Annotated in this window: 19 protein-coding genes and 1 pseudogene; 10 read left to right on the top strand and 10 right to left on the bottom strand. The window is 46.5% G+C overall.

Annotated features, from left to right (window positions below; all coding sequences use genetic code 11):
- The first annotated feature begins 265 nt into the window (after positions 1-265).
- The 4 genes from QUA36_RS09820 to QUA36_RS09835 all read left to right on the top strand — a co-directional run bounded on the left by QUA36_RS09820 (position 266) and on the right by QUA36_RS09835 (position 6,189).
- A complete protein-coding gene (locus tag QUA36_RS09820; RefSeq protein WP_333457113.1) occupies positions 266-3,703 on the top strand; it encodes a PAS domain S-box protein in 3,438 nt (1,145 codons plus the stop codon).
- Positions 3,704-4,000: 297 nt separating this feature from the next.
- Complete coding sequence (locus QUA36_RS09825; protein WP_333457115.1) at positions 4,001-4,387, top strand: response regulator; 387 nt, start codon at positions 4,001-4,003, stop codon at positions 4,385-4,387.
- A 1,068-nt stretch (positions 4,388-5,455) separates the two neighbouring features.
- Positions 5,456-5,764, top strand: coding sequence for a DUF1830 domain-containing protein (locus QUA36_RS09830; RefSeq protein WP_333162694.1), 309 nt, complete (start codon positions 5,456-5,458; stop codon positions 5,762-5,764).
- 5 nt (positions 5,765-5,769) lie between these two features.
- The gene (locus QUA36_RS09835) at positions 5,770-6,189 is read left to right on the top strand and encodes a late competence development ComFB family protein (RefSeq protein WP_333457117.1); all 420 of its coding nucleotides are present in this window, start codon (positions 5,770-5,772) and stop codon (positions 6,187-6,189) included.
- Here the strand turns inward: QUA36_RS09835 and QUA36_RS09840 are convergent.
- The 3 genes from QUA36_RS09840 to QUA36_RS09850 form a co-directional block, all read right to left on the bottom strand.
- Positions 6,176-6,541 (bottom strand): DUF6464 family protein, encoded by a 366-nt coding sequence (locus QUA36_RS09840; RefSeq protein WP_333162698.1) that lies wholly within the window; start codon positions 6,539-6,541, stop codon positions 6,176-6,178. The genes QUA36_RS09835 and QUA36_RS09840 overlap by 14 nt on opposite strands.
- 247 nt (positions 6,542-6,788) lie before the next feature.
- Positions 6,789-7,076: a hypothetical protein gene (locus QUA36_RS09845; protein WP_333162700.1), complete on the bottom strand. Its 288-nt coding sequence runs from the start codon at positions 7,074-7,076 to the stop codon at positions 6,789-6,791.
- On the bottom strand, positions 7,073-7,804 hold the full coding sequence (locus tag QUA36_RS09850) for a sucrose-phosphate phosphatase (RefSeq protein WP_333457119.1): 732 nt from the start codon (positions 7,802-7,804) through the stop codon (positions 7,073-7,075). The genes QUA36_RS09845 and QUA36_RS09850 overlap by 4 nt, the downstream gene beginning before the upstream one ends.
- 171 nt (positions 7,805-7,975) lie before the next feature.
- Here QUA36_RS09850 and QUA36_RS09855 point away from each other — a divergent pair, with 171 nt between their 5' ends.
- A complete protein-coding gene (locus tag QUA36_RS09855; protein ID WP_333457120.1) occupies positions 7,976-10,192 on the top strand; it encodes an iron uptake porin in 2,217 nt (738 codons plus the stop codon).
- Between the two features lie 594 nt (positions 10,193-10,786).
- On the opposite strand, the gene QUA36_RS09860 is transcribed toward QUA36_RS09855, so the two are convergent.
- A complete protein-coding gene (locus QUA36_RS09860; RefSeq protein WP_333457122.1) occupies positions 10,787-14,131 on the bottom strand; it encodes a PAS domain S-box protein in 3,345 nt (1,114 codons plus the stop codon).
- A 407-nt stretch (positions 14,132-14,538) separates the two neighbouring features.
- Positions 14,539-15,198: an HAD family hydrolase gene (locus QUA36_RS09865; RefSeq protein ID WP_333457125.1), complete on the bottom strand. Its 660-nt coding sequence runs from the start codon at positions 15,196-15,198 to the stop codon at positions 14,539-14,541.
- Positions 15,199-15,309: 111 nt separating this feature from the next.
- Here QUA36_RS09865 and QUA36_RS09870 point away from each other — a divergent pair.
- Positions 15,310-16,074 (top strand): annotated as a pseudogene (locus tag QUA36_RS09870) (Uma2 family endonuclease).
- Positions 16,075-16,368: 294 nt separating this feature from the next.
- Positions 16,369-18,177, top strand: coding sequence for an aspartate kinase (locus tag QUA36_RS09875; RefSeq protein ID WP_333457126.1), 1,809 nt, complete (start codon positions 16,369-16,371; stop codon positions 18,175-18,177).
- Between the two features lie 118 nt (positions 18,178-18,295).
- Here QUA36_RS09875 and QUA36_RS09880 read toward each other — a convergent pair whose 3' ends face one another.
- Both QUA36_RS09880 and QUA36_RS09885 read right to left on the bottom strand, forming a co-directional pair.
- Positions 18,296-18,736: a DUF29 family protein gene (locus tag QUA36_RS09880; protein ID WP_333457127.1), complete on the bottom strand. Its 441-nt coding sequence runs from the start codon at positions 18,734-18,736 to the stop codon at positions 18,296-18,298.
- Between the two features lie 88 nt (positions 18,737-18,824).
- Positions 18,825-19,877, bottom strand: coding sequence for a DNA (cytosine-5-)-methyltransferase (locus tag QUA36_RS09885; RefSeq protein ID WP_333457129.1), 1,053 nt, complete (start codon positions 19,875-19,877; stop codon positions 18,825-18,827).
- A 334-nt stretch (positions 19,878-20,211) separates the two neighbouring features.
- Between QUA36_RS09885 and QUA36_RS09890 the strand changes: the two genes are divergently transcribed.
- Positions 20,212-20,595 (top strand): DUF4346 domain-containing protein, encoded by a 384-nt coding sequence (locus tag QUA36_RS09890; RefSeq protein WP_333346855.1) that lies wholly within the window; start codon positions 20,212-20,214, stop codon positions 20,593-20,595.
- A 58-nt stretch (positions 20,596-20,653) separates the two neighbouring features.
- On the opposite strand, the gene psb32 is transcribed toward QUA36_RS09890, so the two are convergent.
- Positions 20,654-21,376, bottom strand: a complete 723-nt coding sequence (gene psb32, locus QUA36_RS09895) for a photosystem II repair protein Psb32 (protein ID WP_333162719.1) — start codon at positions 21,374-21,376, stop codon at positions 20,654-20,656.
- Between the two features lie 132 nt (positions 21,377-21,508).
- Here psb32 and QUA36_RS09900 point away from each other — a divergent pair, with 132 nt between their 5' ends.
- Positions 21,509-21,739 (top strand): hypothetical protein, encoded by a 231-nt coding sequence (locus QUA36_RS09900; protein ID WP_006635545.1) that lies wholly within the window; start codon positions 21,509-21,511, stop codon positions 21,737-21,739.
- Positions 21,740-21,905: 166 nt separating this feature from the next.
- On the opposite strand, the gene QUA36_RS09905 is transcribed toward QUA36_RS09900, so the two are convergent.
- Positions 21,906-22,451: an NADPH-dependent FMN reductase gene (locus QUA36_RS09905; protein ID WP_333457156.1), complete on the bottom strand. Its 546-nt coding sequence runs from the start codon at positions 22,449-22,451 to the stop codon at positions 21,906-21,908.
- A gap of 451 nt (positions 22,452-22,902) precedes the next feature.
- Here QUA36_RS09905 and ftsH point away from each other — a divergent pair, with 451 nt between their 5' ends.
- On the top strand, positions 22,903-24,837 hold the full coding sequence (gene ftsH, locus QUA36_RS09910) for an ATP-dependent zinc metalloprotease FtsH (RefSeq protein WP_333162721.1): 1,935 nt from the start codon (positions 22,903-22,905) through the stop codon (positions 24,835-24,837).
- A gap of 155 nt (positions 24,838-24,992) precedes the next feature.
- Here the strand turns inward: ftsH and QUA36_RS09915 are convergent, their stop codons facing one another.
- The gene (locus QUA36_RS09915; protein ID WP_333162736.1) at positions 24,993-25,547 is read right to left on the bottom strand and encodes a M23 family metallopeptidase; all 555 of its coding nucleotides are present in this window, start codon (positions 25,545-25,547) and stop codon (positions 24,993-24,995) included.
- Between the last annotated feature and the right edge of the window lie 236 nt (positions 25,548-25,783).

Genomic DNA, 25,783 nt, shown 5'->3' on the forward strand with positions numbered 1-25,783 from the left:
AAAAAATTAAAGAATTAAAGAATTGAAGAATTGGGGATGAATGATGAAGCTCGTGGTTGGGATCACGGGCATACAGTTATATTCTTTTTTTAAACTGGTATAACCATGAAGAAATATGCAGTGCGTGTCGGAAACGACTTAGGAAGCCTTAGCCAAGACTTGGGATTGTTTGGTTGTGCGATTCGGACGCGGTGGCGTTAATAGATGTTTTCCAGCTCATCAACAACACAGACTAATTTAGAGAAGTATTAATCAGGTGAAAGCCATGATATTGCCCTCAGACACAGACAATCTCAATGACAGCGACTGCGAACTAATTTACGCTCCGGGTTCGATTCAACCTCACGGCATCCTTTTGGTGCTGGAATCTCCGGCATTGAAAATTTTGCAAGTTAGCAACAATACCTTTGAGGCGATGGGCCTTTATCCCGAACAACTTTTGGAGAAATTTTTAGAGGAATTTGTCGAGACTGAGGAAATTAAAGCTATTGAAAAAGCTTTATTTGAAAACGACCAACAACGTAACGCTATCAGATTATCATTCAAAAGTCAAGATCGCAAATCTTTTTTTGAGGGGACGCTACATCAATCTAGTTCAGCATTAATTCTTGAGATCGAGTCGGCTGTTTCCCCAAAACCTAGCGATTCTTTCGATTTTTATCATTTAGTCCAAGAGCCGATCGACAAAATCCACAAAACACCAAACCTGCAAGTGCTGTGTCAGACAGCAGTTGAAGAGGTGCGGAGGATGATTGGTTTCGATCGAGCCCTGGTCTATCAATTTGATACCACCGGTGCGGGGGAAGTTGTCGCCGAAGACAAAGTAGAAAGTTTGGCTCCTTTATTGGGACTGCACTATCCGGCTACCGATATTCCTCCCCAGGCAAGAAAGCTGTTCAACATGAATTTAATTCGGTTTATTCCCGATATTAACTGTCAGCCTGTAGAACTAATTCCTCACTGCAATCCGCTGACCGGTCGCCCCCTGGATCTGGGCTTCTCTTTGTTGAGAACAGTTTCCCCTTGCCATGTTCAATACCTCAAAAATATGAACATTGGTGCTAGCATGACCTTGACATTAATCAAAGATCAAAAACTCTGGGGATTGATCGCCTGTCACCACCCAACACGAAAGTATGTCAGCTACGAAACAAGAAAGGCTTGCGAACTGCTAGCCAAGTTTGTGAATCTAGAACTTAGCTACAAACAAGATAGCGAAAATTGGGAATATGCAATTTATTTAAAAGAAAATTGCCATAAGTTTATTACCAAAATTCCTCAATCACACTGGTTTGTAGAAGGTTTACTTAAATCCGGAGATGAATTGCTGACCTTAGTGGGCGCAACTGGTGGAGTTGTGTGTGCAAATGAAAATTTAACAACCATCGGCAACACCCCGGAATTGCTAGAAATAGAAAACTTAATTGCTTGGATAAAAACTCAAATAAATAATGATATTTTTCATACAGATTCTCTCTCAAAACTGTATCCGCCCTCGCAGAAGTTTAAAGAAGTTGCTAGCGGTTTGCTCGTCCTTGCCATGTCCGAGATGCAAAATTATTACATTTTGTGGTTCCGTCCCGAAACAATTCAAACTGTCAACTGGGCCGGCAAACCAGACGGGGAAATCGAAGTTAAACCGGATGGCAGTCGGCCGCTGTCTCCTCGCAATTCCTTTGACTTGTGGCAAGAAACTGTTAGGTTAAAATCTTTGCCTTGGCAGCGGTGCGAAATCGAAATAGCCCAAGAACTACGGGTTGCTATTACTAGCATGGAGTTGCGGAAAACGAATCAGCAGCTTAGCTTAGCTTTGTCGGCTACCAAAATCGGATTTTGGGACTGGGACTTGCAGAAAAATCGCATTGTTTGGTCGAGGGAACACGAAGAGTTGTTTGGGTTGGCCCCGGGAACTTTTGCGGGAACTTATCAAAGTTTTGCAGCTTGCATTCACCCAGAAGATTTAAAAAATACGGATAATACTATAAATCAGACCCTAACCCAGCGAGCAGATTACTTTCTGGAATACCGCGTGGTTTGGCCCGACGGCAGCATTCACTGGATCGAGGGAAAAGGTAAGTTTTTTTACAACGAAGCCGGCGATGCAGTGCGGATGGTGGGGACAGTTACAGAAATTACCGATCGCAAAGCTAGAGAATTGCAGTTGCGCCTGTTGGAATCAGCAGTCACCACCACTAACGATGCCGTGTTAATTACCGAAGCTGAACCGATTGAGGAACCGGGCCCGCGAATTCTTTATGTCAACCCAGCTTTCACGCGGATGACCGGCTATACGCTAGAAGAAGTTGTGGGCAAAACGCCGCGCATCTTGCAAGGAGAAAAAACAAACCGCGCAAGTCTCCATCAAGTTCGGACAGCTTTAGAAACCTGGCAGCCGGTGCGGGTTGATTCGATCAATTACCGCAAAGACGGGACGGAATTTTGGGTAGAAATGAGCATTGTGCCCATAGCGGACGAAAATGGTGAATTTACCCACTGGGTATCAGTGCACCGGGATATTAGCGATCGCAAACTTGCTGAAGCCGCCCTCCAACAGCTCAACGAACAGTTAGAAATGCGAGTTTTGCAGCGAACCAGAGAACTAGAAAGCTCTCAAGCAGAACTTCAGGAAAGCGAAGCTTTATTTCGCTCTCTGAGCGAGAGTTCCCCCGTGGGCATTTTCAAAATCGATACTGAGGGGAAATGTACCTATACAAATCCCCGCTGTCAAGCAATTGGCGGCTTCGCACCGGCAGCAGCTTTAGGCAATGGCTGGATGCGGTTTGTTCACCGCGAAGACCTCAAACTAATTCTGTCTAAGTGGTCCCAATCGCAATCGCTAGATGGGGAATTTTCCTGCGAATTCCGCCACATCCAGCGAGACGGAACCATCCGGTTTTGTCGGCTTAAAACAGCTCCGATTTTTTCCGACAGATCTCAACTAATTGGTCACGTCGGCACAGTTACAGATATCACAGAAAGTCGGGCAATTGAAAAAATGAAAAATGAGTTTATTTCGATTGTCAGCCACGAACTGCGAACTCCGCTTGCGTCCATTCGCGGTTCTTTAGGTTTGCTGGCGGCTGGGGTACTGAAAAGTAAACCGGAAACTGCCAAACAGATGTTAGAAATCGCTTCGAGCGATACCGAACGGTTAGTCCGTTTGGTAAACGATATTCTCGACTTAGAACGGCTCGATTCGAGCCAAGTTATCCTCGTCAAGCAGTGGTGCGATGCCCAGGTTTTGATGCGGAAGTCTGCTGAAGCTGTACTTTCTTTGGCTGCTGAAAATAACATTGATTTGTCGATTCTGTCGGGGTCAGCAAAAATTTTTGCTGACCCCGACAGAATCGTTCAACTGCTGGTAAATTTGTTGAGCAATGCGATTAAATTTTCCGATCCAGGGAGTACAGTAACTGTCAGGGTTAAAGATTTGGGCAATCGGGTTTTATTTGAAGTCAAAGATCGAGGGCGGGGGATTCCTGCAGATAAACTAGAAACTATCTTTGGACGGTTTCAACAGGTCGATGCTTCTGACTCCCGCCAAAAAGGAGGTACGGGTTTGGGTTTGGCTATCTGTCGCAGCATAGTACAGCAGCACGGCGGCAGAATTTGGGTCGAAAGTGTTGTCTCACAAGGCTGCAGTTTCTATTTCACAGTGCCTGCACCGTTGGAAGGCGAAGGGGGAAAAAGTTTGGAGGTTTGAGATTGCTTTGATAAGATCTCGCGACAGCTCAAGTTCCTGGCAACCCACGCGGGGAGGGTGAGTTGGCGAGGGTGATATTTCGATTTTTCTGTTCTCGATTTAAGTAGGGGATCTGCAAAATATAGCAACCGTTCCCGACTATTAGGACGTTTTTAATTGCTGAAACTCTTTATTTTATTGCTTCTTCCTGTTGCTACATCTGTGAATAAAGCGGGTTGATGAGCCAGGGTGCAAAAGTCATTTTTCAGTTTACCATGATTAGTTTACCATGATTAATTTAAAATTTGAGTTTTAATTATGTTAGCAAAACGCATTCTGGTAATCGATGATGAAAAAAACCTTTGCAGCGTGATTCAGACCTGTCTGGAACATTTAGGCGGCTGGACGGTACTAAGCGCGCCCGACGGCGGCCAAGGATTGCTTTTAGCTGAAACTCAACTCCCTGACGCTATTCTGCTAGATGTGATGATGCCGGATATGGACGGACCTACTCTGTTTGGTTTGCTGCAAAACAATGCGGCTACTCGCGGGATTCCGGTGATTTTCCTGACGGCTAAGGTGCAGGCGATGGATTTGAGAGAATTTGCTGATTTGGGGGTAGCGGGGGTGATTGCAAAGCCTTTCGATCCTTTGAATTTGGCACAGCAAGTGGCGGAAATTCTGGGTTGGGAACCGTTGCTTTAAACTGGGGTAAAATTCGATCGCAGATAGCAGATCAAACTCGGCAGTTGAAACCGCTACTAGACCAACAAAGTCAGCCCAGCCCGACGGAAGAATCAAGGGGGCATTAAAACCGGATGACGATCAAAAATCCGCTTTCTCATTCCCTTGATTCTTGCAAAAATCATGAAATTATGTTATTGAACCGGGTTTATGCGTCCAGGAAAGTTCTAGTTTTTCCTGTTATTTTCATAATTTCCTCATTTTTTTAATTTAGCTTTGAGATCGATCGGTGATTGGTTAATTTAAACTCTGATTCCCTAGAAGTTCTAGAGATGATCTCAGGGAGTCGGGGTTTTTTGTTACCCGCAAAGCCGATCGGCTAATACCATATTTACAGGCCGAATAACCCCGCCAGAAGTTACGCACACTTGTGTCAAAAACGGTTTTTTTTAACCCGGAATCACAGATGCAGCGAAGTTTTTTGCTAAAAAACCCGGTTTCAGCCTGCTAATCCAAGATTTACGCAGAGTTCCCTCAGAAACCTGGTTTTTTAACCCCGGATGACAGATGCAGCCAAGTTTTTGGGTAAAAAACCAGGTTTTTGCCTAAGTGTTGTAATCCCTGCTTCGGCAAAAGTATATTTATCAAAAAAAATGATGGTCTTCATAATTTCCTCATATTTTTTAGATAAAGTTTACTCGAAGCTCTGGATTTGAAGGTCGATCGCACTCTCAGCACCATTCCGCTGCCAAAGAGTGAATCTGTTGTCAGGAGAGTTCGGGAAAGTGACGGTACTTTCAATTAACTGCTGCTACAGTACAACCAACCTCAATAAGTCAGGATCTAGGCCCTGCATACCAAACAAACCGGGTTTTTAAATCTGGAAAAACGGAGTTTCTGCGCCATACCTCTAAGTGTTGGCAGGATAACTCAAAGCTACAAAAATTAATAACTGAAGATGTGATTTGCGATCTCGAATAACACCCCAAAAATAAGTCGGTCGTTTGATCGAGAGCCAAACTCGCAATTGCCACTAACAGGCAAAGCCAAGTCTCAGTAAGTTTTTGAAAGAGTGTGGAGATTTTTTCAATGTCTGATCAGCTATCTTATAAAGGTAACAACCAGATTCTGTGCTATTACGCAAATGTTACCAACCTAGTTCAAGTGGTTCGGATTGGGAACATTCCTAATTGGTACTTTGAAAGAGTGATGTTTCCGGGACAGCGACTGATGTTTGAAGCTGCTGCTGAAGCAGTCTTAGAAATTCACACTGGTACGGTGGCAAGTGCTATTTTATCGGACAAGATTCCCTGCTACGTGCTGCGGGTTATAGAAGAGGTAAGTTCCGAGTTCGAGCTGATGATTACCGAAGAACGATTGGCGGTATTAGCCGGTTAAAATTCATGAGAAATCAGACGAGATCGAGAACGGCCACGAAAATATTAGTTAACGAGTGTTTGGGGACGGGGAAAATGCAGAAAAATCTTGTCAATATTACCTTAGCTGTAGTCACAGAGGAAGTAGAAATTATCTTGGAGTCTTATCCGAAGCACCCATACCAACAAGCTTTTTCGCCTTCGGGATTGCGACAAGATTTAATTGCTTATGTGCTCAGCCGAGTTCCTAATAGATATACTGCGATCGACTCCGGCGAGTCTGTGTCAAACCAAACAGTTCAGGTTCGCTGTTCTTCGGAGCAGTTGCTGCACATAGAAAATTTGATTCATACTGGCATTCGCGAGGTGCTCCACAGCTATCAGAAGATAGATTACTGCCTTCCTGAAGAAGTTAAATTCGATTCGAGAGTTGCTAGTTGGTTTTGATAGTTTCTTGGTAATCGCAGCAGCAGTTGCACGGGCCATTGGGATTGACAGCACAGCGCAAAATTTCCGATCGAGCATTAAAGCGACAGCTAGCATCTCCGATAACCCAGATACCGCTTACAAAAGTTCTTTCCGTCGGCGGTGTGGCCGACTGCACGTACAGGGCAATTTTTTGCAGTCGGTAGCGGCCGGATTTGAGTTGATAGCGGTGGTGGCGTTCCAAGACAGCGTAGGTTTGTCCCTCTAAATCTAGATAGTTCCCCGGTTGTGGCGTCCAATCCAGCCGAATGCTACCTAAATATTGGCGGGGGTGAGAGAGAATCACCTCTACGGGTAAAGTATTTTGTTCCATTTGGCGGTGCGTTCGCGAACTGAACTAAAGGGGCAAATAGTTGACTCAACTGAGATGTTGCACCCTTCTCAATAAGCCTTTTATGGGCGGGATATCCTGCCCACTCCACCAGAACTTCACTCTTTGTGGAACAGGCACGAAAGGCCTTTTAATTGAGAATTGTGCAAGATGTGAGCTAAACCTACATCTTCCTCATCTAGAAAAATAACTTCTCCTAGAGAAAGTAATTTCGGTTGAGGCGCTACACTTAACTATAGAACCTTTGGCGATCGGGGGATAGCCGACTCCCTCCACTACGTTGGGCCCAAAAGGCTAGGAAATAAACTTCAACTCGCTTGAGGTAGCTAAAGTTAAGTTCGATTAGCTTTGATAAAGCAGTACACGCTGATGGTATCGCAACTCGCAGGTTCGATCGATAGGCGGTTGAGATTCCTGAACAGATTTTAACGGTTTGCAGGACTTGGGGTGCTTGGGGTGCGTTTGTACTGAGGACTTCACAGCTAACTACAAACCAAACCGAATTTTTGGTAATCACAATTCCCAAAAATATGCCATTCCTTCCATGATTCCCCAAGCGCAAGCAGAACCAGCTAAATAATGATTTTCAGTGCCAAATTCGCGATGCCATTTTAAGAGTTCTGACATAGCATTAGCGACGATTACTCCCCGGACATCCTGTTCAAACATATTAATATCATTGCCAGAATCACCGCAAACTAATGTTGCCTCAGATGGAATTTGGAGGCGCTTTTGTAAATAAGTAAGGGCATTGCCTTTATTGCTAGTTTGCGGTAAAAGATCCACATCACTATTGCTGCTAAAAATGATTTGAGCTGGCAGCCCCGATTCAGTTAACTTTTGCTGCAAAGCCTGGACAGTCGAGCTATTTTCTGCTGCTGGTTCCAAACAATAACTGATTTTCCAAGGATTTTGTTCTTTTGGGGATTGGGGTTTAAGCTGGGAAAACTGCTGAGCTAAAGAGGCGATCGCTATTTTATCCCAGTCTTGAGAAAGATATTCCGCCCAATCTAAATCGAGGATTCCGTCTTGGTAAATTTCGCTGCCTACACCTGCGATCAAATAGTCGGGTGATAGCAGTTGCTTTTGGGCAATTAATTCGCAAGTTGAAGCATAAGAACGCCCGGTAGCATAAACCAAACAAATTTGCGATCGCAGTGATTGCAAGCGTTGGTTTAAAACTTGAGTTGCTTCGTCATCTCCAACTAGCGTGTTGTCTAAATCTGTAACTAATAAAAACTTCATTTGGGGAATTAGTCAGGAATCAGTAGTCTTCAGTCATTAGTGATTGGGAATCGATCGCTTCCTATAATAATTTTAACTATTTATAAGAATTTGTTAAAAAAAATACATTTATAAGCAAGCTTATCGGTTAAGCTTGGCCAGATTTAATTTTCAACAAGTGGTGTGAGTTTTATGGTGAATAATTCAACCTCCGTTAAAGCTTTTTGGCTGTCTTTCTTGATTTCTGGTGCGGCGGTGCCTTTGGTGCAGATCGCAGCAACAGCTCAAATTCAGGATACCTCAACTCCAGAAGTTGCGCTAGAAGCGAGTGCCGTCCCTACGGCTACCCCAGACGCAGCGCTGGCAGCAGGTAAGATTGAGATACCGCAGTTAGCGGCGATTACCACAGAGACTAACTCCGCAGTCGATCGCGCTTTACCTCAAACAGATATAGCATGGGTGAATCGCGCTTTACCCGAAACAGATGCAGCATGGGTGAATCGTGCTTTACCCAAACAAGATATAGCAACAGTCGATCGTGCTTTACCTCAAACAGATGCAGCAACAGTCGATCGTGCTTTACCTCAAACAGATATAGCATGGGTGAATCGTGCTTTACCCAAACAAGATATAGCAACAGTCGATCGTGCAACAACAACCCCAGAAATAACGGAGGCAATTCGCGAATTGCCCCCACAGGAGTTAGAAATTGCAAACTCTCCTCAATCTCAAAAAGTTGCTGAAGCCAGCAAAGTTGCCGACATCAGCAGCGAGACGGGAAACGCTGATGACCTCAGCATACAAGAAGACGCAGCACAAGTCACATCTGTTTCCCAACTCTCCGACGTGCGGCCGACAGATTGGGCTTTTCAAGCCTTGCAATCCCTAGTAGAAAGATACGGCTGCATTGCGGGATATCCAGACGGCACATTCCGAGGCAATCGAGCAATGACTCGCTACGAATTTGCCGCCGGATTAAACGCTTGCTTGGATCAGATTACCAAACAACTTGGCGGTTCTACTGGTAATTTAGTCAGCCGAGAAGATTTACTTGCTTTGCAAAGATTGCAAGAAGAATTTGCAGCAGAATTAGCTACATTGCGCGGTAGAGTAGATGCTTTAGAAGCCCGCACTGCCGAATTAGAAGCCAACCAATTTTCAACTACTACTAAACTCAACGGATTTGCTTGGTTTAACCTGACTGGAGCTTTTGCGGGCGATCGAGTCCGAGTTGAAGCAACAAATGGAAATGCTGCTCCGCTCGATCGAGTAGCCGGACGCGATCCAGTCACCAATAGACCAATTGTGCAGAGAGTGGACGATGATCCAGAAATCACTTTCAGCCAATTAGTTTGGTTGACTCTCACTACTTCCTTTACAGGGAAAGACGAATTGATTACACAGCTAGCTGTAGGTAACGGCAATTCCCCAGCCAACCAATATACTTCTACGGGCCTGTTCAATACCTTTGGCACTCCTTTTCTCGACCAGACTGCTGGGGTGAATCCCAATGAAGTTACCCTGCGAGAACTTTCCTATCGGTTCCCGCTTAGCAACCGCTTCCAAGTAGTAGTCGGGCCGAGGATTAATTTCTACCGCTACTTTGACAACAATCGGTTTAACTTTTTCGTAGACGGTGCGAGCAGCTTTAATTCTAACAACAGCCCTTTGTTAAGCGCTACCAGACGCGGTGCCGGTGCTGTGGTTTTGTGGGATATCGCCCGCGCATTGAAACTGCGTTTTGGCTATTTGGGCGAGAGTACAGAATTTTTGCCAACTTCCGTGTTTAATTCCGCTTCCAATCCGTCTCAAGGCTTGTTTGGTGGGACAAATACGACTACAGCAGAATTAACATTCAGTCCGAGCGATCGGACTAATTTGCGCTTTTTGTACAGCCGTTCAAACATCCAGCAAATCGGCGGCTTAATTGGATCTCCTAACAGCAAGCCGTTAAACGGTGTGGCAGATGACGGTTTTGGTGGCCGCCTGGGTAATTCGACTGCGAATACTTATAGTTTCAATTTCGATTGGTTAGTCACTCGCCGCTTTGGTCTTTTCGGCCGCTACGGCTACGCCGAAACCAACATATTTCCCAAGACTAACCGACCGGACGGCACGATCAAAAATCAATCTTATCAGTTAGGACTTGCATTTCCCGATTTGTTCAAAGAAGGAGCTTTGCTTACGGTGTCATATTTAGTACCTTTTGACTTTACTGGCGGTCGGAGATTTCTGATTTCTGGCGGGGGTAACGGTGGCACGCAGTACGAAATTGAGGCAACTTATTATTTTCCTATCACCGACCATGTTTCGATCGTGCCGGCATTTTATGCGATCGGCAATGCCAATAATTTCGATAACAACCCGACAATTTTTGTGGGCAATTTGCGGACTCAGTTTAGCTTTTAAGTAAATTAGGACTTATTTGAACCTAATTATAGTATTTTCAGTTGAGTCAGGTACACATTAATAATGGGTGATGGGGCGCTCAGTGTAGATTACCAGACTCAGTTGAAAACTGCTATATGTAAGGTACGCCTGAAACACCTTACCGCATTAGGGTAGGGTGCCATATCAATTTCGGTTGCATCGGAATAGTCAAATCCAGTCAACAGTCAACAATCACCGATGGATGGTGCAAGCGAAATTAAGAGAATTCATCTGCGTTAATTTGTGTTTATCTACCTGTATCTGCGGTTTTGAAAATATAATTTATTAACTGCAGATGACAAGGGATTGACGCTGGTTAACGCAGAGGTCGAGAATAGAGGTAGGAATAATTGCGATGCTAACAGATTTGATATCCAAGCACTTGTTGCCTCTCATGTTCGTCTAATACCAAATTCGGCTTAAATACCCCGTTTATTTCTTAGTCAGTCTGGACTCGGACTTCGATTGGGTATGAACGGTTTCAACCAGTCTTATCAAGGGTTTTTTAAAGCGGATTGGGATAAAAATACCCATCCTATCAAGCATGATATCCTAATTAGCGTCGTCCTGATGTCAACGAATTGGAATTTCGATGATAAATTCAGTACCTTTACCGGGTTCTGATAGGCACTGCAATTGGCCGTTGTGTTTTTCAACGACAATTTGGTGCGAAATTGATAAACCCAAACCTGTGCCTTTACCTACGGGTTTTGTGGTGAAAAACGGGTCAAACAAACGCACAATATGATCTTCGGGAATGCCCTGACCGTTGTCTTTAATCCGAATTAAAATGCTCTGATTATCAATCGTTTCAGTTTGAATCGTGATAGTAGGAAAGGTATCATCTGCGGTGTCTTTTGCTTGGTTGCTGCTTTCTTCCAAGGCGTCGATCGCATTTGCCAATACATTCATAAATACCTGATTCAACAGTCCGGGATGACAGTTTATTTGCGGCAGTTCTCCGTATTTTTTAATCACTTTAATGCCCTGCCATTTTGCCTTGGCTTTCAGCCGGGTGTTCAACATTAACAAGGTACTTTCTAAACCTTCGTGAATGTCGGCAGTCTTGATTTTCGCTTCGTCCGCCCGCGAGAAATTGCGGAGAGTTTGAATAATTTCTACAATTCGTTCGCATCCGGTCTGCATTGAATTGAGCAATTTTGGCAGGTCTTCTGCTAGAAATTCTAAGTCTATATCATCGGCTTGTTGCTGAAGTTTTGCTGGGGGATTTGGGTACTCTTCTTGATAGACTTGGACGATTTCTAATAAGTCTAGAACGTAGCCTCGGACGTGGCAGAGGTTGCCGGCGACAAAGCCAACTGGGTTGTTAATTTCGTGGGCAATTCCTGCTAGCACCTGTCCGAGGGAAGACATTTTTTCGGTTTGTACTAACTGCATTTGAGTTTGCTGCAATTCGCGCAAAGCTGTTTGCAATTCTTGGGATTTTTGCCGATCGCGATCGGCGGCGGCGGCCCGTTCTTCCTCAACTCCGATCGCCCCAGCAATAATTCCGATCAGCTTGCAGTCGGCTTCTGTGGGCGCGATCATCGACTCAGTGTAGAGAAGGCACAGCGCACCCACGTAATTGCCGCCCAGCCGCACTGCTTGTCCCAGATAGCTTCGCAGTTGGTAGCGGATGACAGCGGGATCGGTTTGGGCGTAGATCGTGCTCTGCAAGTCAGGAATCGCAACAGCCCGATCGCTTCCTTTGCTGCATACGTCGGTGCAGATGTGGCCCTCGGCGCGATCGACTAGCGGGTAGTCCGGCGGCGCTTGCCAAGTCCCGATCGCCCGCAGCAGACCGCCACCGACGCGGCTGTAGATGGCGCAGCTTCCGCCCAAAAGCTCGCCGGCTAAGGATGTCAGCCGCTGGATGTTATTAGCGGCGTCGGTGGTGAATCCCAAAAAGCACTCGTTGATTTTGCTGAGGCGATACTCTGCTTGCCTGCGCGCCGTCATGTCGCGGGAGTTGATCACAATTCCTTTCACAGCGGGGTCTGCTAGCAAGTTGATGCCGACACCTTCGAGAAAACACCAAGAACCGTCAGCGCGGCGGAACCGACCTTCTAGGGCGATCGGATCGCCTGGATTTGCGATCAGTTTTTCGGCGTCGGAAATCACCGAGGCAAGGTCGTCAGGGTGGATCAAATCGAGAGCAATTTGACCGGCGAGTTCATCGGGTTCGTAGCCTAAAACTCTTTCTACAGAAGGGCTTTCGTAAACAATGCGACCGCTGGCGTCGAGAATAGTAATGATGTCGGAACTGTTGAGAATTAGCGATCGCCACTTAGCCTCATTTTGGAACAAAGCTGACTCGGCTTCTTTGCGATCGGTAATATCCTCTACCATTTGCAAAATAAACTGTGGCGTTCCCTGACTGCTGTCGATAACAGAGGCGCTGAGGCGTCCCCACCTGATGCTGCCGTCTTGGCGGAGGTAGCGCTTCTCGATTTGGTAAGCTTCGCGCAAGCCCGCAGCCAACTGTTGGCGCAACTCGCGCGAAGTTTGTGCGTCTTCCGGATGCGCGCAGTCGTCGAGGCCGACACCCCGCAGTTGAGCTTCCGAGCTCCCCAGCATAGCTTGAAATGCCGGATTAGTGGCGATCGCAACACCTTCGAGGGTAGCGACTACCATGCCGATCGCAGCGCGTTCAAAAATTGCCCGAAACCGCTGTTCGCTGTCGCGCAAAGCTGCATCCGCTGCCACTTCCTGCGTGATGTCCCGCCCCGCCACTGCCAAACCTTTGCGCGAACCGTCGGGGTTGAACAGTGGCACTTTTCGCACTTCAAACAAATTGCTGCCACCTGTAGGCAAGGAGACTATTTGGCGGCTGGAGGTGAGAGTGCCTGCTTGCCAGGTGGTTTCGTCGGTTTCCTGCCAAGTTAGCAGGATTTCTCTGACTCTGGGATCGGCGGCGGCAGCTAGTTCGGCAGTAGTTTTGCCCTGGTAGTCTGCGGTTTCCCACCCCAAAAGTTGCAGGGCGCAGTCGTTGGCAATCAGCCAGCGCCCCTCGCTGTCTGTGAGGTTGATCGCGTCGGGGACGGCGTTGATCGCGGTTTTCAGCCAGTATTCTTGATTTCGCAGGGCTGCTTCGGCTTTTTTGCGGGCGACGATTTCGGCCACGGTTCCCTCGTAGTAAAGGAGTTCGCCGTTTTCGTCGCGGACTTCGCGCACGTTTTCCGAGATCCAGGTAGTGCTGCCGTCTTTGCGGCGGACGCAGGACTCAAACTCCTTCAGGGAGCCGTTTTTGCTGATTTCTGCCATGAAGGAAGCGCGGCGGGTGCGATCGGCGTAAAGGTTTTTTGCCGAACATTTTGCGATCAGTTCTGACGGGGAATCGTAGCCGTACATTCGGGCGAGTGCCTGGTTAGCGCTGAGGTAGCGCCCGTCTGGGGCGGTTTGAAATATGCCTTCGGTGGCGTTTTCAAAGATGCTGCGGTATTTTGCCTCGGCTTGTTTGAGGGCTTCTTCTGCTTGTTTACGATCGGTGATATCAGATTGGACGCCGATGAAGTGGGTAACGAGTCCGCTGCTGTCGCGCACCGGCGAGATGCTGAGTTCGTTCCAGAAGGCGGTGCCGTCTTTGCGGTAGTTTTTCAGAACTACTTTGCAGTCATGCTGTTCTTTGAGGGCCACGCGGATTTGATCGACGGCAGCGCCATCGGTATCCGGGCCTTGCAGGAAGCGGCAGTTCTGCCCGATTATTTCGCTGCGATTGTAGCCTGTAATCCGCTCGAAAGCCCCGTTGCAGTAAACTATAGGCCTGTCCGGCTGGGTAGCGTCCGCGATCGCGATGCCGTTGCTGGTAGCTGCCAGGGCGCGATCGTACAGCCTCCAGACTTCTTCTATTAAATTTGGTGTGCCGCCAGTACGAGTCGGCGATAGCGTTTCAGAAGGAATGCTTATATCGATCTGCATGAGTTTCTATAAATTGAGTTTATTGTAGATACCGACTGCCAGCACACCCTATAGTTTAACAGAATTGTCTGTTTTCCGAAGGCAGAAGTTAAAAGGCTATCATGCAGAATTGGGGCGGTAAATTCTACCTAAATAAAATCTGGCTTCCCTCGGTTTTTTTTCCTTCTGCCTTCTGCCTTCTGCCTTCTACCTTCAAAGGAATCCTTGTTGTTAATTTATAATAGTTGTTCCAGCGATAACTCTATCTCTGGTATGGTTTACTTGGCAGAGTTTAGGCGGCTTACAATTTCGTTCATTTATTTTTTTAATTAAATAAAAACTACATTATCCGGCTCTAGTAAAAAAAATAATTAAATCCTTTATAGTTAAATGAGTCAAACTCTTCTCTAAAACAAACCGAGGAAAAATTAATTTTGAACGAACACAGCAAGTTCTGAAATATCGTCGATCGCGAAAGTCGGCTCTAGGGCGAGACACTCAGCGCGATCGCCATATCCGTAAGCCGCCCAACCAACATCTATCCCAGCATTTTTAGCAAACAGCAAATCAATCGCTGTATCGCCAACCATTAAAATTTGACTGTTATCCAACTCCGGGAACAGCGGTTTAATAATCGAGTGAAAAGCAGTCGGATTTGGTTTCGGAATTATTTGTCCGTTATCACCTAATATCAAATCAAAAAAACTGTGAATTCTCAAATTTTTTAGTAACACATTAACAAAAGTAACCTGTTTGTTGCTGAAAACTCCCAGGCTCAATCCAGACTGACGCGCCAACTGCAACACTTGCTTTGTCCCGGTAAATAACTCTACCTGCTTTTCACCTTCAGTCCGATAATAAGAGCGGTAAGTTTCAACCCATTCGGGAATTGCGCTTTCCTCGATCGCCGGATGGAGAATTTTAAAACTATTTGGTAAATTGATGCCGATCGTACCTATAATAGTATCAGCAGCAGGCGGGACAATATTGAATTTTTCAAAAGTTTGGGTAAAGCAAAATACAATAGCTTTGTGAGTAATTGCCAAAGTGCCGTCGAAGTCAAAAATAATTAACTTGTACTGACTCATATTATTTAATATATTCTATCTAGCAATCGGAGGTTTGCCACGATATAATAGCATAATTAATTTCTCATTTACCAATTGTAAGTATAATTTTTCAACATTCAAGAGGTCAACATGAGTGTTACCGAAAAATCAGAAATTCTAGCCACAGATTTCCCTGACCACAATCAATTACCAGACTCCGACCGTACTTTTGTAAAAAATTTTCAAGAACATCCTCAAAGCATCCTGTTAACAACATCAATTAGACCGATTTTAGACCAAGTTCATTCCGACGGACAATACTGCATCGGTCAAGATTCCGGTATTTATTGGCGAGTGGCCCGGCCCCCGGAACCGCCAGAAAGAGGAGCCGAAGCACCTGATTGGTTTTACGTGCCAGACGTGCCGCCAACTCTTGACGGAAATCTGCGCCATTCCTATGTCATGGGGCGGGAATTAATGCCGCCTCTGATTGTACTTGAATTTGTTTCTGGCGATGGCAGTGAAGAAAGAGATAGGACTCCTCGCCAGGGAAAATTATGGATTTACGAGCGGATAATTTGACCTGCTTTTTACGGCATTTATGAAGTCACAAAAGCACAAGTTGAAGTGTATCATTTGGTAGAGGATCGCTTCGAGTTAGTCCCACAAAATCAGCGCGGACATTACGCGATCGCACAAATAGGAGTGGAATTAGGCATTTGGCAAGGGGTTTATCAGGGCGTAGAGCTGCCTTGGCTGCGCTGGTGCGATGCCTCCGGGAATTTGCTGCCGGCGGCCGAGGAACGGGCAGAACAAGCCGAATTAGTGGCAGAACGAGAACGACAAAGGCGCATAGAAGCTGAGTTGCGAATTCAAGCTTTGGAAGCGCGTTTGCGAGAGTTAGAAGGCGAGTAATTCGATTTTAGATTTTAGATTTTAGATTTTAGATTGGGGATGACTGATGATTATCGGGGTTAGGATGTTCATAAGTCATTCGCAATTATTCAATTCTTCAATCAACAATCTAAATTTGCATCAGTCGCCGATTCCGGTAGAGACACGCCAATTCAGTGTCCCTAGGAACATCATGTGCTGTAAAAACCCGATCGCCTAGCAGCCTCCTCAGAAACGATATAAACATTCATCGGTTATTATCAAAAATTTGCGTATATTAGCTTAAAGTATTGGATCTCTTTTTGTGTAAGTCCTATGGCACTAATTGTTCAGAAATATGGCGGAACCTCGGTTGGTACAGTCGATCGCATTTTGGAAGTAGCCCGACGAGTTGTAAAAACAGCACAGCTCGGCAACTCTCTCGTTGTCGTACTTTCGGCGATGGGCAAAACCACCGACGGTTTAGTTAAACTCGCCAAGGAAATTTCCGCAAATCCCAACAAGCGGGAAATGGATATGTTGCTCTCCACTGGGGAACAAGTCTCGATCGCACTTTTGAGCATGGCATTGCAGGAAATGGGACAGCCCGCCATTTCCCTCACCGGCGCCCAAGTCGGCATTGTCACCGAAGCAGCCCACACCCGCGCCCGAATTTTGCGAATCGACCCGAATCGGCTTGAGAGCCAGTTAAAAAGCGGTAAAGTTGTTGTGGTTGCTGGTTTCCAAGGTATCGCCGATGCCGGAGAATTGGAAATTACCACCTTGGGCCGTGGCGGTTCCGACACGACAGCAGTAGCCTTGGCCGCAGCGCTGCGGGCCGACAGATGCGAAATTTATACCGACGTGCCCGGAATTCTGACTACAGATCCGCGCTTGGTTGCCGACGCCCAATTAATGGACGAAATCACTTGCGACGAAATGCTGGAATTGGCAAGTTTGGGCGCAAAAGTGCTGCACCCGCGCGCGGTAGAAATTGCCAAGAATTACGGCGTGCCGCTGGTAGTGCTTTCTAGCTGGAGTGACGCCCCCGGTACGCGGGTAGTGTCCCCACCCCCGAAACTTCGACCTTTGGAGGGTTTGGAGCTCGCAACAGCGGTTGATGCGGTGGAATTTGACTTAGATCAGGCAGGGGTGTCGCTGCTGCGTTTGCCCGATCGCCCCGGCGTAGCAGCGCGGTTGTTTGGTGCGATCGCCCAACAAAACCTCGATGTAGACTTAATTATCCAGTCAATTCATGAAGGAAATACTAACGATATTGCTTTCACAGTGACGAGAAATTCGCTGAATCAAGCTGTCGCGGTTGCTGATGCGATCGTACCCGCCCTCGGCAAGAATTCTCGCCCAGAATTGGGAGAACCGGAAGTGAAAGCAGAAGAGCGACCAATAGCTAAAGTTAGCATTGCGGGTGCGGGAATGATCGGTCGTCCGAGGGTAGCGGCGCAGATGTTTAAGACTTTAGCGGATGCGGGGATTAACATTCAAATGATTTCTACATCCGAGGTGAAAGTTAGTTGTGCGATCGATGCCGAAGATTGCGATCGGGCCGTTGCCGAACTCTGCAAAACATTTGATGTTGCCAACTCCCCTATTGGGCTGCGTTCATCATCCCACAAACCGCCTGCAGTCCGCGCCGTTGCGTTGGATCTCAATCAAGCGCGTCTAGCAATTCGCCAATTGCCCGATCGACCCGGAGTAGCAGCAAAACTGTTCGGACTTTTAGCCGAGGAAAATATCAGCGTAGATACAATCATTCAGTCGCAGCGCTGCCACAATATTGACGGCATATTAACTCGCGACATTGCATTTACCGTAGCACAAATTGACGCCGAAGCTGCTAAAAAAGCCCTCGAAAAAGCCGCCCCCGAATTTGGATGGGGCGAAGTAGCAGTCGATACACAAATAGCCAAAGTTAGCGTCGTCGGTTCCGGGATGGTAGCGCATCCGGGAGTAGCGGCAAAAATGTTTGAAGCGCTTTCCCGCCAGCAAATCAACATTCAAATGATTGCCACTTCCGAGATTAAAATTAGCTGCGTTGTGGATGAGGAACAAGCCGTAACTGCTTTGAAGGCAATTCACGCAGCCTTTGAACTTGCCGGCACTGAAAGAATCCAGGTTCCAGCTTAATCAAGTAGGGAAATGGCACTGCCGTGTCGTTACAAAAATCGAGGAGACGGCAATGCCGTTTCCCTACCTCAATTAATTGTAGGGAAACGGCATTGCCGTCTCCTGACTTTGGGTAACTTTAGTCCTTATCTTCAGCTTCTTGTGAAATTAAAGTCATTGCTTGATTAATAAGTGCCTCTTGATTCACTAACTGCGACAATTCTCTTGGCTCATAACGCCCTTCTTCCACTTCTAGGGAAGCTTTGTTAAGAGCTTGTCTATACGCCATTTCTAAAACAATGAGTAACTCTTCTAGAGGTAAGTAAAATCCCGCGCCTCTCGGTCGCTTATTTTCTTCCTGAATTTCTAGAACCGAGTTCCGAATCGAGATATCCCAAGAGCGAGTTGTGCGATTTTCAGCTTGCTGTTTAATCAGATGCAATAGTAAAATCACTGCATAGCTGCGAATAGTTTTAATGATGTCTTTTTTGCTCATTTCTTCTAGTTCTTCAACTATAGCTAATGACCCAGGTATATCCCCTTTTAGCAGTAAGCTTTTTAAGGTGAGTAATTCTTCCATGACGACTATATCTATCTTGGGTGACTTATATTATAGCTCAAAGTTAGCGCTTGGTTAATGCTAAAATTGTTAAATAAGAAAATTAATCTCAAGTAATAGTGTTAACTAGAGTCCCAACTGCTTCCCGAATTCGGGACTCGGGACATCTTTGTAGTTCCTTCTTTTCATCACACAATAAATTTTGACTTAATATTTCTTGCGCGATCGCCTCTACAACCGGCACACAAACCGAATTGCCAATTTGCTTGTAACTTTCCCCCGCACTCGGATAACTCTTAAAATCTTCAGGAAAACCCATAAGACGGTAACATTCCTTCAGCGTCAACTTTCTCACCATATCTTGCTCAGGAATGTAGATAAAAAACCTGCCAGATGTTTCTTGCGAAGGAATTGTCGGATGCACTCCATCTACCGAATAAATTCGATTAGGCTGTCTGTGAACTCTCGATAAATGTTCTGTATTTGGCCTGACGCCAGTTTTCCAAGTACCTTTATTTCTGTAACCTACAAACAAAAGTCCCGAATCTTGCTTTCTTGGAGACTCAATTAAAGTATACTCGGATTTATCCAATATTTCAAAATCCCCTGTCTCGTCTAGAAATTCCCAGAGTTTTGGAGTCAACTGGGTTTTAAGCCGAGAAAAATTGAATGGTTTACCTTGAGTTGCAATAATAAATATTCTTTCACGATGTTGAGGAATTCCAAAGTCTTTAGCATTCAGCATTTTGTAATTCACGCTGTATCCCAAATCTTCAAGACTGGCAATAATTATTTTTAAGGTATTTCCCTTGTCGTGATGGATTAAGTGCTTGACATTTTCGAGAACGATAACTTTAGGCTGCTTGATTTTGATAATTTTACAAATCTCGAAAAATAGCGTGCCTCTAGTATCTTCAAAACCGAGCTTTTTGCCGCAGATGCTAAAAGGTTGGCATGGAAACCCAGCGACTAAAATATCAAATTCTGCTAAATCGGCGAGATTGATGTTACTGATATCGGGAAAAGGAACATCAGCAAAATTCTCCGTGTAAACTTGTCGGCATTTGCTGTTAATTTCGCAAGAAAAAACGCATTTAAAGCCAATTTTTTCAAAACCTTGTCGGAAACCTCCTATTCCTGCAAATAAATCTATAAAGTTCATTTATAATTTAATCCCAAAAAATACTCACCCCAATGATAACAGATTTTGTTCCTCTCTCTTCTTTGACTCTGTGTTCTCTGCGTTCTCTGCGGTTCATTCTATCAATTTCAACAAGTCTTGCTACAGTCCTCAATCTTATACCAATCATTAAAAGTCGCAGAAGCCCGAACCGGACTTAGCCTGGGCTGTGTCCCCACAGATATCGCGTAGAATGTCGATCGCCCGAAAATTCCCCCCGCATTCAACCAACCAACCTGCCAAACTTGTCCCGCAGCCGACTAAACTAGAAATAGCAGAACAAATCACAGCTATTGTCTACTTTCTTTCACCAACCATGAGTCAAACCTTGGAAAACCTCACCGCAATCGATGACAAGCTATCCAAACGCCACATCGACCTCGATCCGGGCGGCTACTTCATCATTTATCTCGATCGCGAAACCAGCTTAATTTGTGCCAAACATTTCACCAACATCATCGACGATCGAGGCCTCGCCGTCGATCCCGAAACTGGTAAACCAATCCCCGCCCGCGGCAAAGTAGAACGCACTGAGGTCACACTTTTTACCGGCAGAACCGCCAAAGAACTTTGTGTCAAAATCCTAGAAGAAACCCGCCCCAGCCCGGTGACAATGTTAGATCACGCGGCTTATCTGGGACGGGAATTTGTACGGGCAGAAATTGCATTGTTGAGCGATGGAGAATACGTTCAAGATTAGTGCAGCCCTGCCATATTTTCTTGCCAAAACGGCAACTGATCGGATTTAGCAGCACCGATCACGAAAAACCTTGATACCAGAAATAAGTCACCATCGGAATCACTGTCGCCAATACCAACAGCACAACCACAACAACTGTGGCATTGCCTTGGTCTGTTTCTTCAGCTTTTTTAAACGTGCCTTCAACTTGAATGTTGTCAACAACTTCAGGAGCACCCGGATCGGGTTCGCCCGACAAAACAGTTGCAATGCGCGTACTTGCAGCCGCAAATGCCTCGTTGTATTTATTGGCTTCCCGCAGCGGCACTTGCACGGTTTCCCCAGCCACACTCTGGGCAATTTCATCGGTTAGCAGGGATTTCACCCCTTCCCCCGTGCGAATTGCCGCGCTGTTGGTAACAGTGTCGAGAACGAGTAAAATTTGATTAGTCTGGTCTTCTTTTGTGGGAAACCACTGTTCAAACAGTTGGTCGGTGAAAGTGGCAGCCGTTTCACCGTAGTCTAAGCGGTGGATGGTGACAAATCGGACTTGTTTCCCTGTTTTGTTTTCCAGGTTGTCGAGCACGCTGCTGATATTGCTTTCGCTGCTGCGGCTGAGCACGTCGCCTTTGTCGAACACCCAAGTTCGATCGCCCGCTGACAACACCGGTATTTCGTAAACGCCAGTCGCCAATGCCGGCAATACCGCCATCTGGGATGCGATTAGGGCGATCGCGATCGCCGCCGCCAAAGGTTGGAGATATTTTCTCCAGTTAAATAATTGCTTCAGGAGTCTGGTCATGAGGTTAACCGTAAAACTGACTTTTTTCCAAAAATACTATAGAAACCCCCGTAAAATTCATTTTACACAGGTCAATATTTACAATTAGCTAGCCAGTGGAACTCCCCGCCCGATTATTTTAGGATTCTAACTATGGAACCAGCAGACACTTATAAAGGTTGGATTATTCAATCCCAGAAAGTCTTCTACGTCGAGGTTTGGGATAGCCGCGGCAACCGCCACGTCGCCGTCCAAAATGCCAAGACTGAGGAGGAAGCTTTGGAATTGGCCAAAAAGTGGATAGACAAATATGAGTCAAAACCCGGAAGAATGCCGATCGACGTACCCCATCCTTTCGGAGATATGATCGATATGCCATTTTAATTCAGTTGAATGTTGACTGTTGACTGTTGGCTGTTGACTGTTAAGATTACAGCTTGTAGGTTGCTCTGGTAGAGAAAAAACCTCTTCAAATCGAGAAATTATGGGAAGGGACGCACCCAAAGACTATGCCAGTTGCGTCCAAGACTGCATTTTTCCTGAGATACAATTAGGAAATTCCTCGCAATTTCCGCGTATTTTCTACCAAACTCCGAGCAAATTCGTCGAACCTTTCAGACAGTTTTTCATCTAACAATTTACCATCAGGACTAAAAGCTTTCCAAGCTTGTCCGAGCGCAATTTGTTCGGGAATTACCCAAGCGTGCACCCACCTCAAAATGGTTCGCAAATCGTTGAGTGCGTTGCTGTTAACTTGCCCTCCCAAAACGCTAATCCCACCCGCAACTTTCCCGTCCAAATGCTCAAAACTCATCAAATCCAGGGCATTCTTGAGAGCACCGCTGACGCTACCGTGATACTCCGGCGTTGCCAAAATCAAGGCGTCGGCTTGCTTAACCGCATTCTGCAGCTTTTCCACATCCGGGTAATCGATATAATCATTCTCACCATTGCAGAATGGCAGATTGAGCGATCGCAAATCGAATATTTCAACTTCCGCGCCCAGGGCCTCGGCCCGTTCTGCTGCCACCTTCAACGCTAACTGGCTGTAGGAGCCAGCCCGCAAACTTCCACCAATGCCGACAATTTTTACCATAAAGCTTAAAAACAATAACTGCTTTACTAAAACGTACTCATTACGAGTATGATTAACATAGCAAGTTCGATCGGCAACTGTCAATCGATTTTAGATTTGAGATTTGAGATTTACCGACGGAGCCCACAAACCCGGTTTTTTGAGCAAAATCCTGGGTTATAGCCCGCAGAAGAGGTAAAAAACCCGGTTTCTTGAGCAGCCGTGGGTAAGTTCAGTGGAGGGGGCCCAGCAACCAGGTTATTTGAGCAAAATCCTGGGTTATAGCCCGCAGAAGAGGTAAAAAACCCGGTTTCTTGAGCAGCCGTGGATTCAAAACCCCCCCTCTTGAGGGGTTTCTTAAGATGCCCGCGAGAGATAAACCCATCCAACACCCGCCATCTTGTTAAAATAAATGAACGTAGCAAACCAAAAGCGGTCAATCTTGGCACTCTTCAACCTTGGGCAAAGCAATATGAAAAATTCTTGGAAACACGCATGGCTGGGGCATCTAGCTGTAAACAAAGACAAGTCGAGCCAGAATCCTAAAAAATCAATTCCAGGACGGAATCTTTGGCGCATCCTGGGCAGTTTGGTGATTTCTCAAGGAATATTGCTCTCGACCCCGGTGTTTGCCGACAGCGCGCCAAACACCATGAGTTACAGCCAACTGATCGACAACATAGAAAAAGGGCAAGTCAGTAGAGTCGAAGTAGACGAAACTCAAAAAATTGCCAAGGTTAGGCTAAAAAATCAAAAAAGCGATCAAACCCAATCAGTTAGTCTGTTCGACTACAACAACCGAGAACTGTACTCGCAAATCCGCGCCAAAAAGATTGACTTTGAAGTCAAACAAACAGCCGACAACGCCGCCGCAGTCAGTTTAGTAGTAAACTTGCTAGTGATTTTTGCAGTGTTGGCAGTGCTGATGGCAATCCTGCGCCGATCGACCCAATCTCAAGGAAATGCCATGAACTTCGGCAAATCCAGAGCTCGTTTCCAAATGGAAGCCAAAACCGGCGTGATGTTCGACGACGTAGCAGGCATCGAAGAAGCTAAAGAAGAACTGCAAGAAGTCGTAACCTTCCTCAAAAAACCCGAACGCTTCAACGCCATCGGCGCCAAAATTCCCAGAGGAGTTCTGTTAATCGGGCCTCCCGGAACCGGCAAAACAATGCTGGCAAAAGCCATCGCAGGCGAAGCAGCCGTCCCCTTCTTCAGCATCTCCGGTTCCGAATTTGTCGAAATGTTTGTCGGAGTTGGCGCATCCCGCGTCCGCGACTTGTTCAAGAAAGCTAAAGAAAATGCCCCCTGCATCGTCTTCATCGACGAAATAGACGCCGTAGGAAGGCAGCGCGGCGCTGGTATCGGCGGCGGCAACGACGAACGGGAACAAACTCTCAACCAGTTGCTGACAGAAATGGACGGCTTTGAAGGTAACAGCGGCGTGATTGTGATTGCAGCTACTAACCGGCCCGACGTGCTCGATACCGCCCTGCTGCGGCCCGGCAGGTTCGATCGACAAGTAACGGTAGATTTACCCAGTTACAAAGGGCGTTTGGGGATTTTGCAAGTTCACGCGCGCAACAAAAAACTCGACCCAGAAGTTGCCCTAGACACGATCGCCCGCCGCACTCCCGGCTTTTCCGGCGCTGACTTGGCGAACTTGCTCAACGAAGCAGCTATTCTCACTGCGAGGCGTCGCAAAGACACGATTAGTAACTTAGAAGTTCACGATGCGATCGACCGGATCACGATCGGGCTTACGCTCAATCCGCTGCTGGACAGCAAGAAAAAGTGGATGATAGCATACCACGAAATCGGACACGCCCTAGTCGCGACCATGCTCAAAAACGCCGATCCACTTGAAAAAGTAACGATTATTCCGCGTTCCGGCGGCATCGGAGGCTTTGTTACCTTGGTTCTCGACGAGGAAATGCTCGACAGCGAAGGTTTGATGAGTCGGGCTTGGCTGTTAAGCCAGATTACAGTAGCTTTGGGGGGACGGGCGGCAGAGGCTGAAATTTACGGCGATGCTGAAGTAACTATGGGTGCCAGCAGCGATATCAAACAAGTCAGCAATCTCGCTAGGAAGATGGTAACGCTTTATGGAATGTCGGATTTGGGGCCTGTGGCTTTTGAAAGTCCCAACAATGAGGTGTTTTTGGGGCAGAACTGGAATTCGCCATCGGAGTATTCCGAAGACATGGCAATCAAGATCGATCGCCAAGTCCGGGAAATTGCCTTTGACTGCTACGAAGAAGCTCGCCGAATAATCCGCGAAAACCGCGCTTTGGTAGACAAACTTGTCGAAGCGCTGTTGGAGGAAGAAACGATCGACGGCGACGAATTCCGCAAAATTGTCGCTCGCTACACCGAGTTGACCAAAAAAGAGTTGGCGCCAACGTAAAGAGTCATTAGTCATTAGTCATTAGTCATTAGTTATTCAAGTTTGTAGTGAGGACTTTATTCCTCATTCTCGAAAAAATAAGGACTTTAGTCCTTACTACAAACCAATAAAAATGACTCCTAACTAAAGACTAATGACTACTAACTAATGACCAATTAAGATTGTTGGGAGTACATTTCCCGCAATACCAAAGCCGGGTCTACCCAGCGGCCGCCGTACTTTAATCCCCAGTGCAAGTGAGGCCCACTCGTGCGGCCGGTCATCCCAACTCTGGCAATTCTCGCACCCGCAGGCACTGTTTGACCTTGCCAAATTTGCAAGGTACCTTCGCGATCGGTATAATAACGCCCTCCATTAGCCGTTAGCACTCGGCCTCTAAGGTGACAGTAGATGTGTTCCCAATTTCCCGATCGCACCACCATACCAGTGCCACACCGGCCATCTTCCCAAACTTCCACAATTTGCCCGCCCCACCAATTGCGGATATAGCTGCCTTCCGGGGCGGCCAAGTCCAAACCGTAATGAAAATCGCCGCCACGGGGGCCGAAGGCGGAGGTGTATGTTTCAAAGTTTTCGACTGGAAAAGAAGCTTCTTGCCACAAATTACCCGTCGCTACTCTGCTTGGTAAGCCTGACTGAGCTTTGACCACCTGCTGCTGCAAATAAGGGCTGATCAACACAATGCCGATCGAAAGTGCCAGCAGCAGCATCTGTCTGAGACGAAAAAAGCGTTTTGCCGTCAGCGGGCCTCTAGAGTCTTGCAGGATTTTTTTCACGGCTCAAAGTTAAATGTGTGTGGGAGTTTGCGTTGTCTGTTAGGCTTACATCTTGCACCAATGTCAATAAAGCTTTTAGGGGCGGGCTTTCCGGCCCGTTTCTGAGGTGCAAGATGTAAGTTATGCCAATTCGCTGCAAGATTGGCTTTGAGCCCTACCCGCGATCGCGA

It is taken from the genome of Microcoleus sp. Pol10D4, assembly GCF_036701555.1.
In the GTDB taxonomy this organism is placed as follows: Bacteria; Cyanobacteriota; Cyanobacteriia; order Cyanobacteriales; family Microcoleaceae; genus Microcoleus.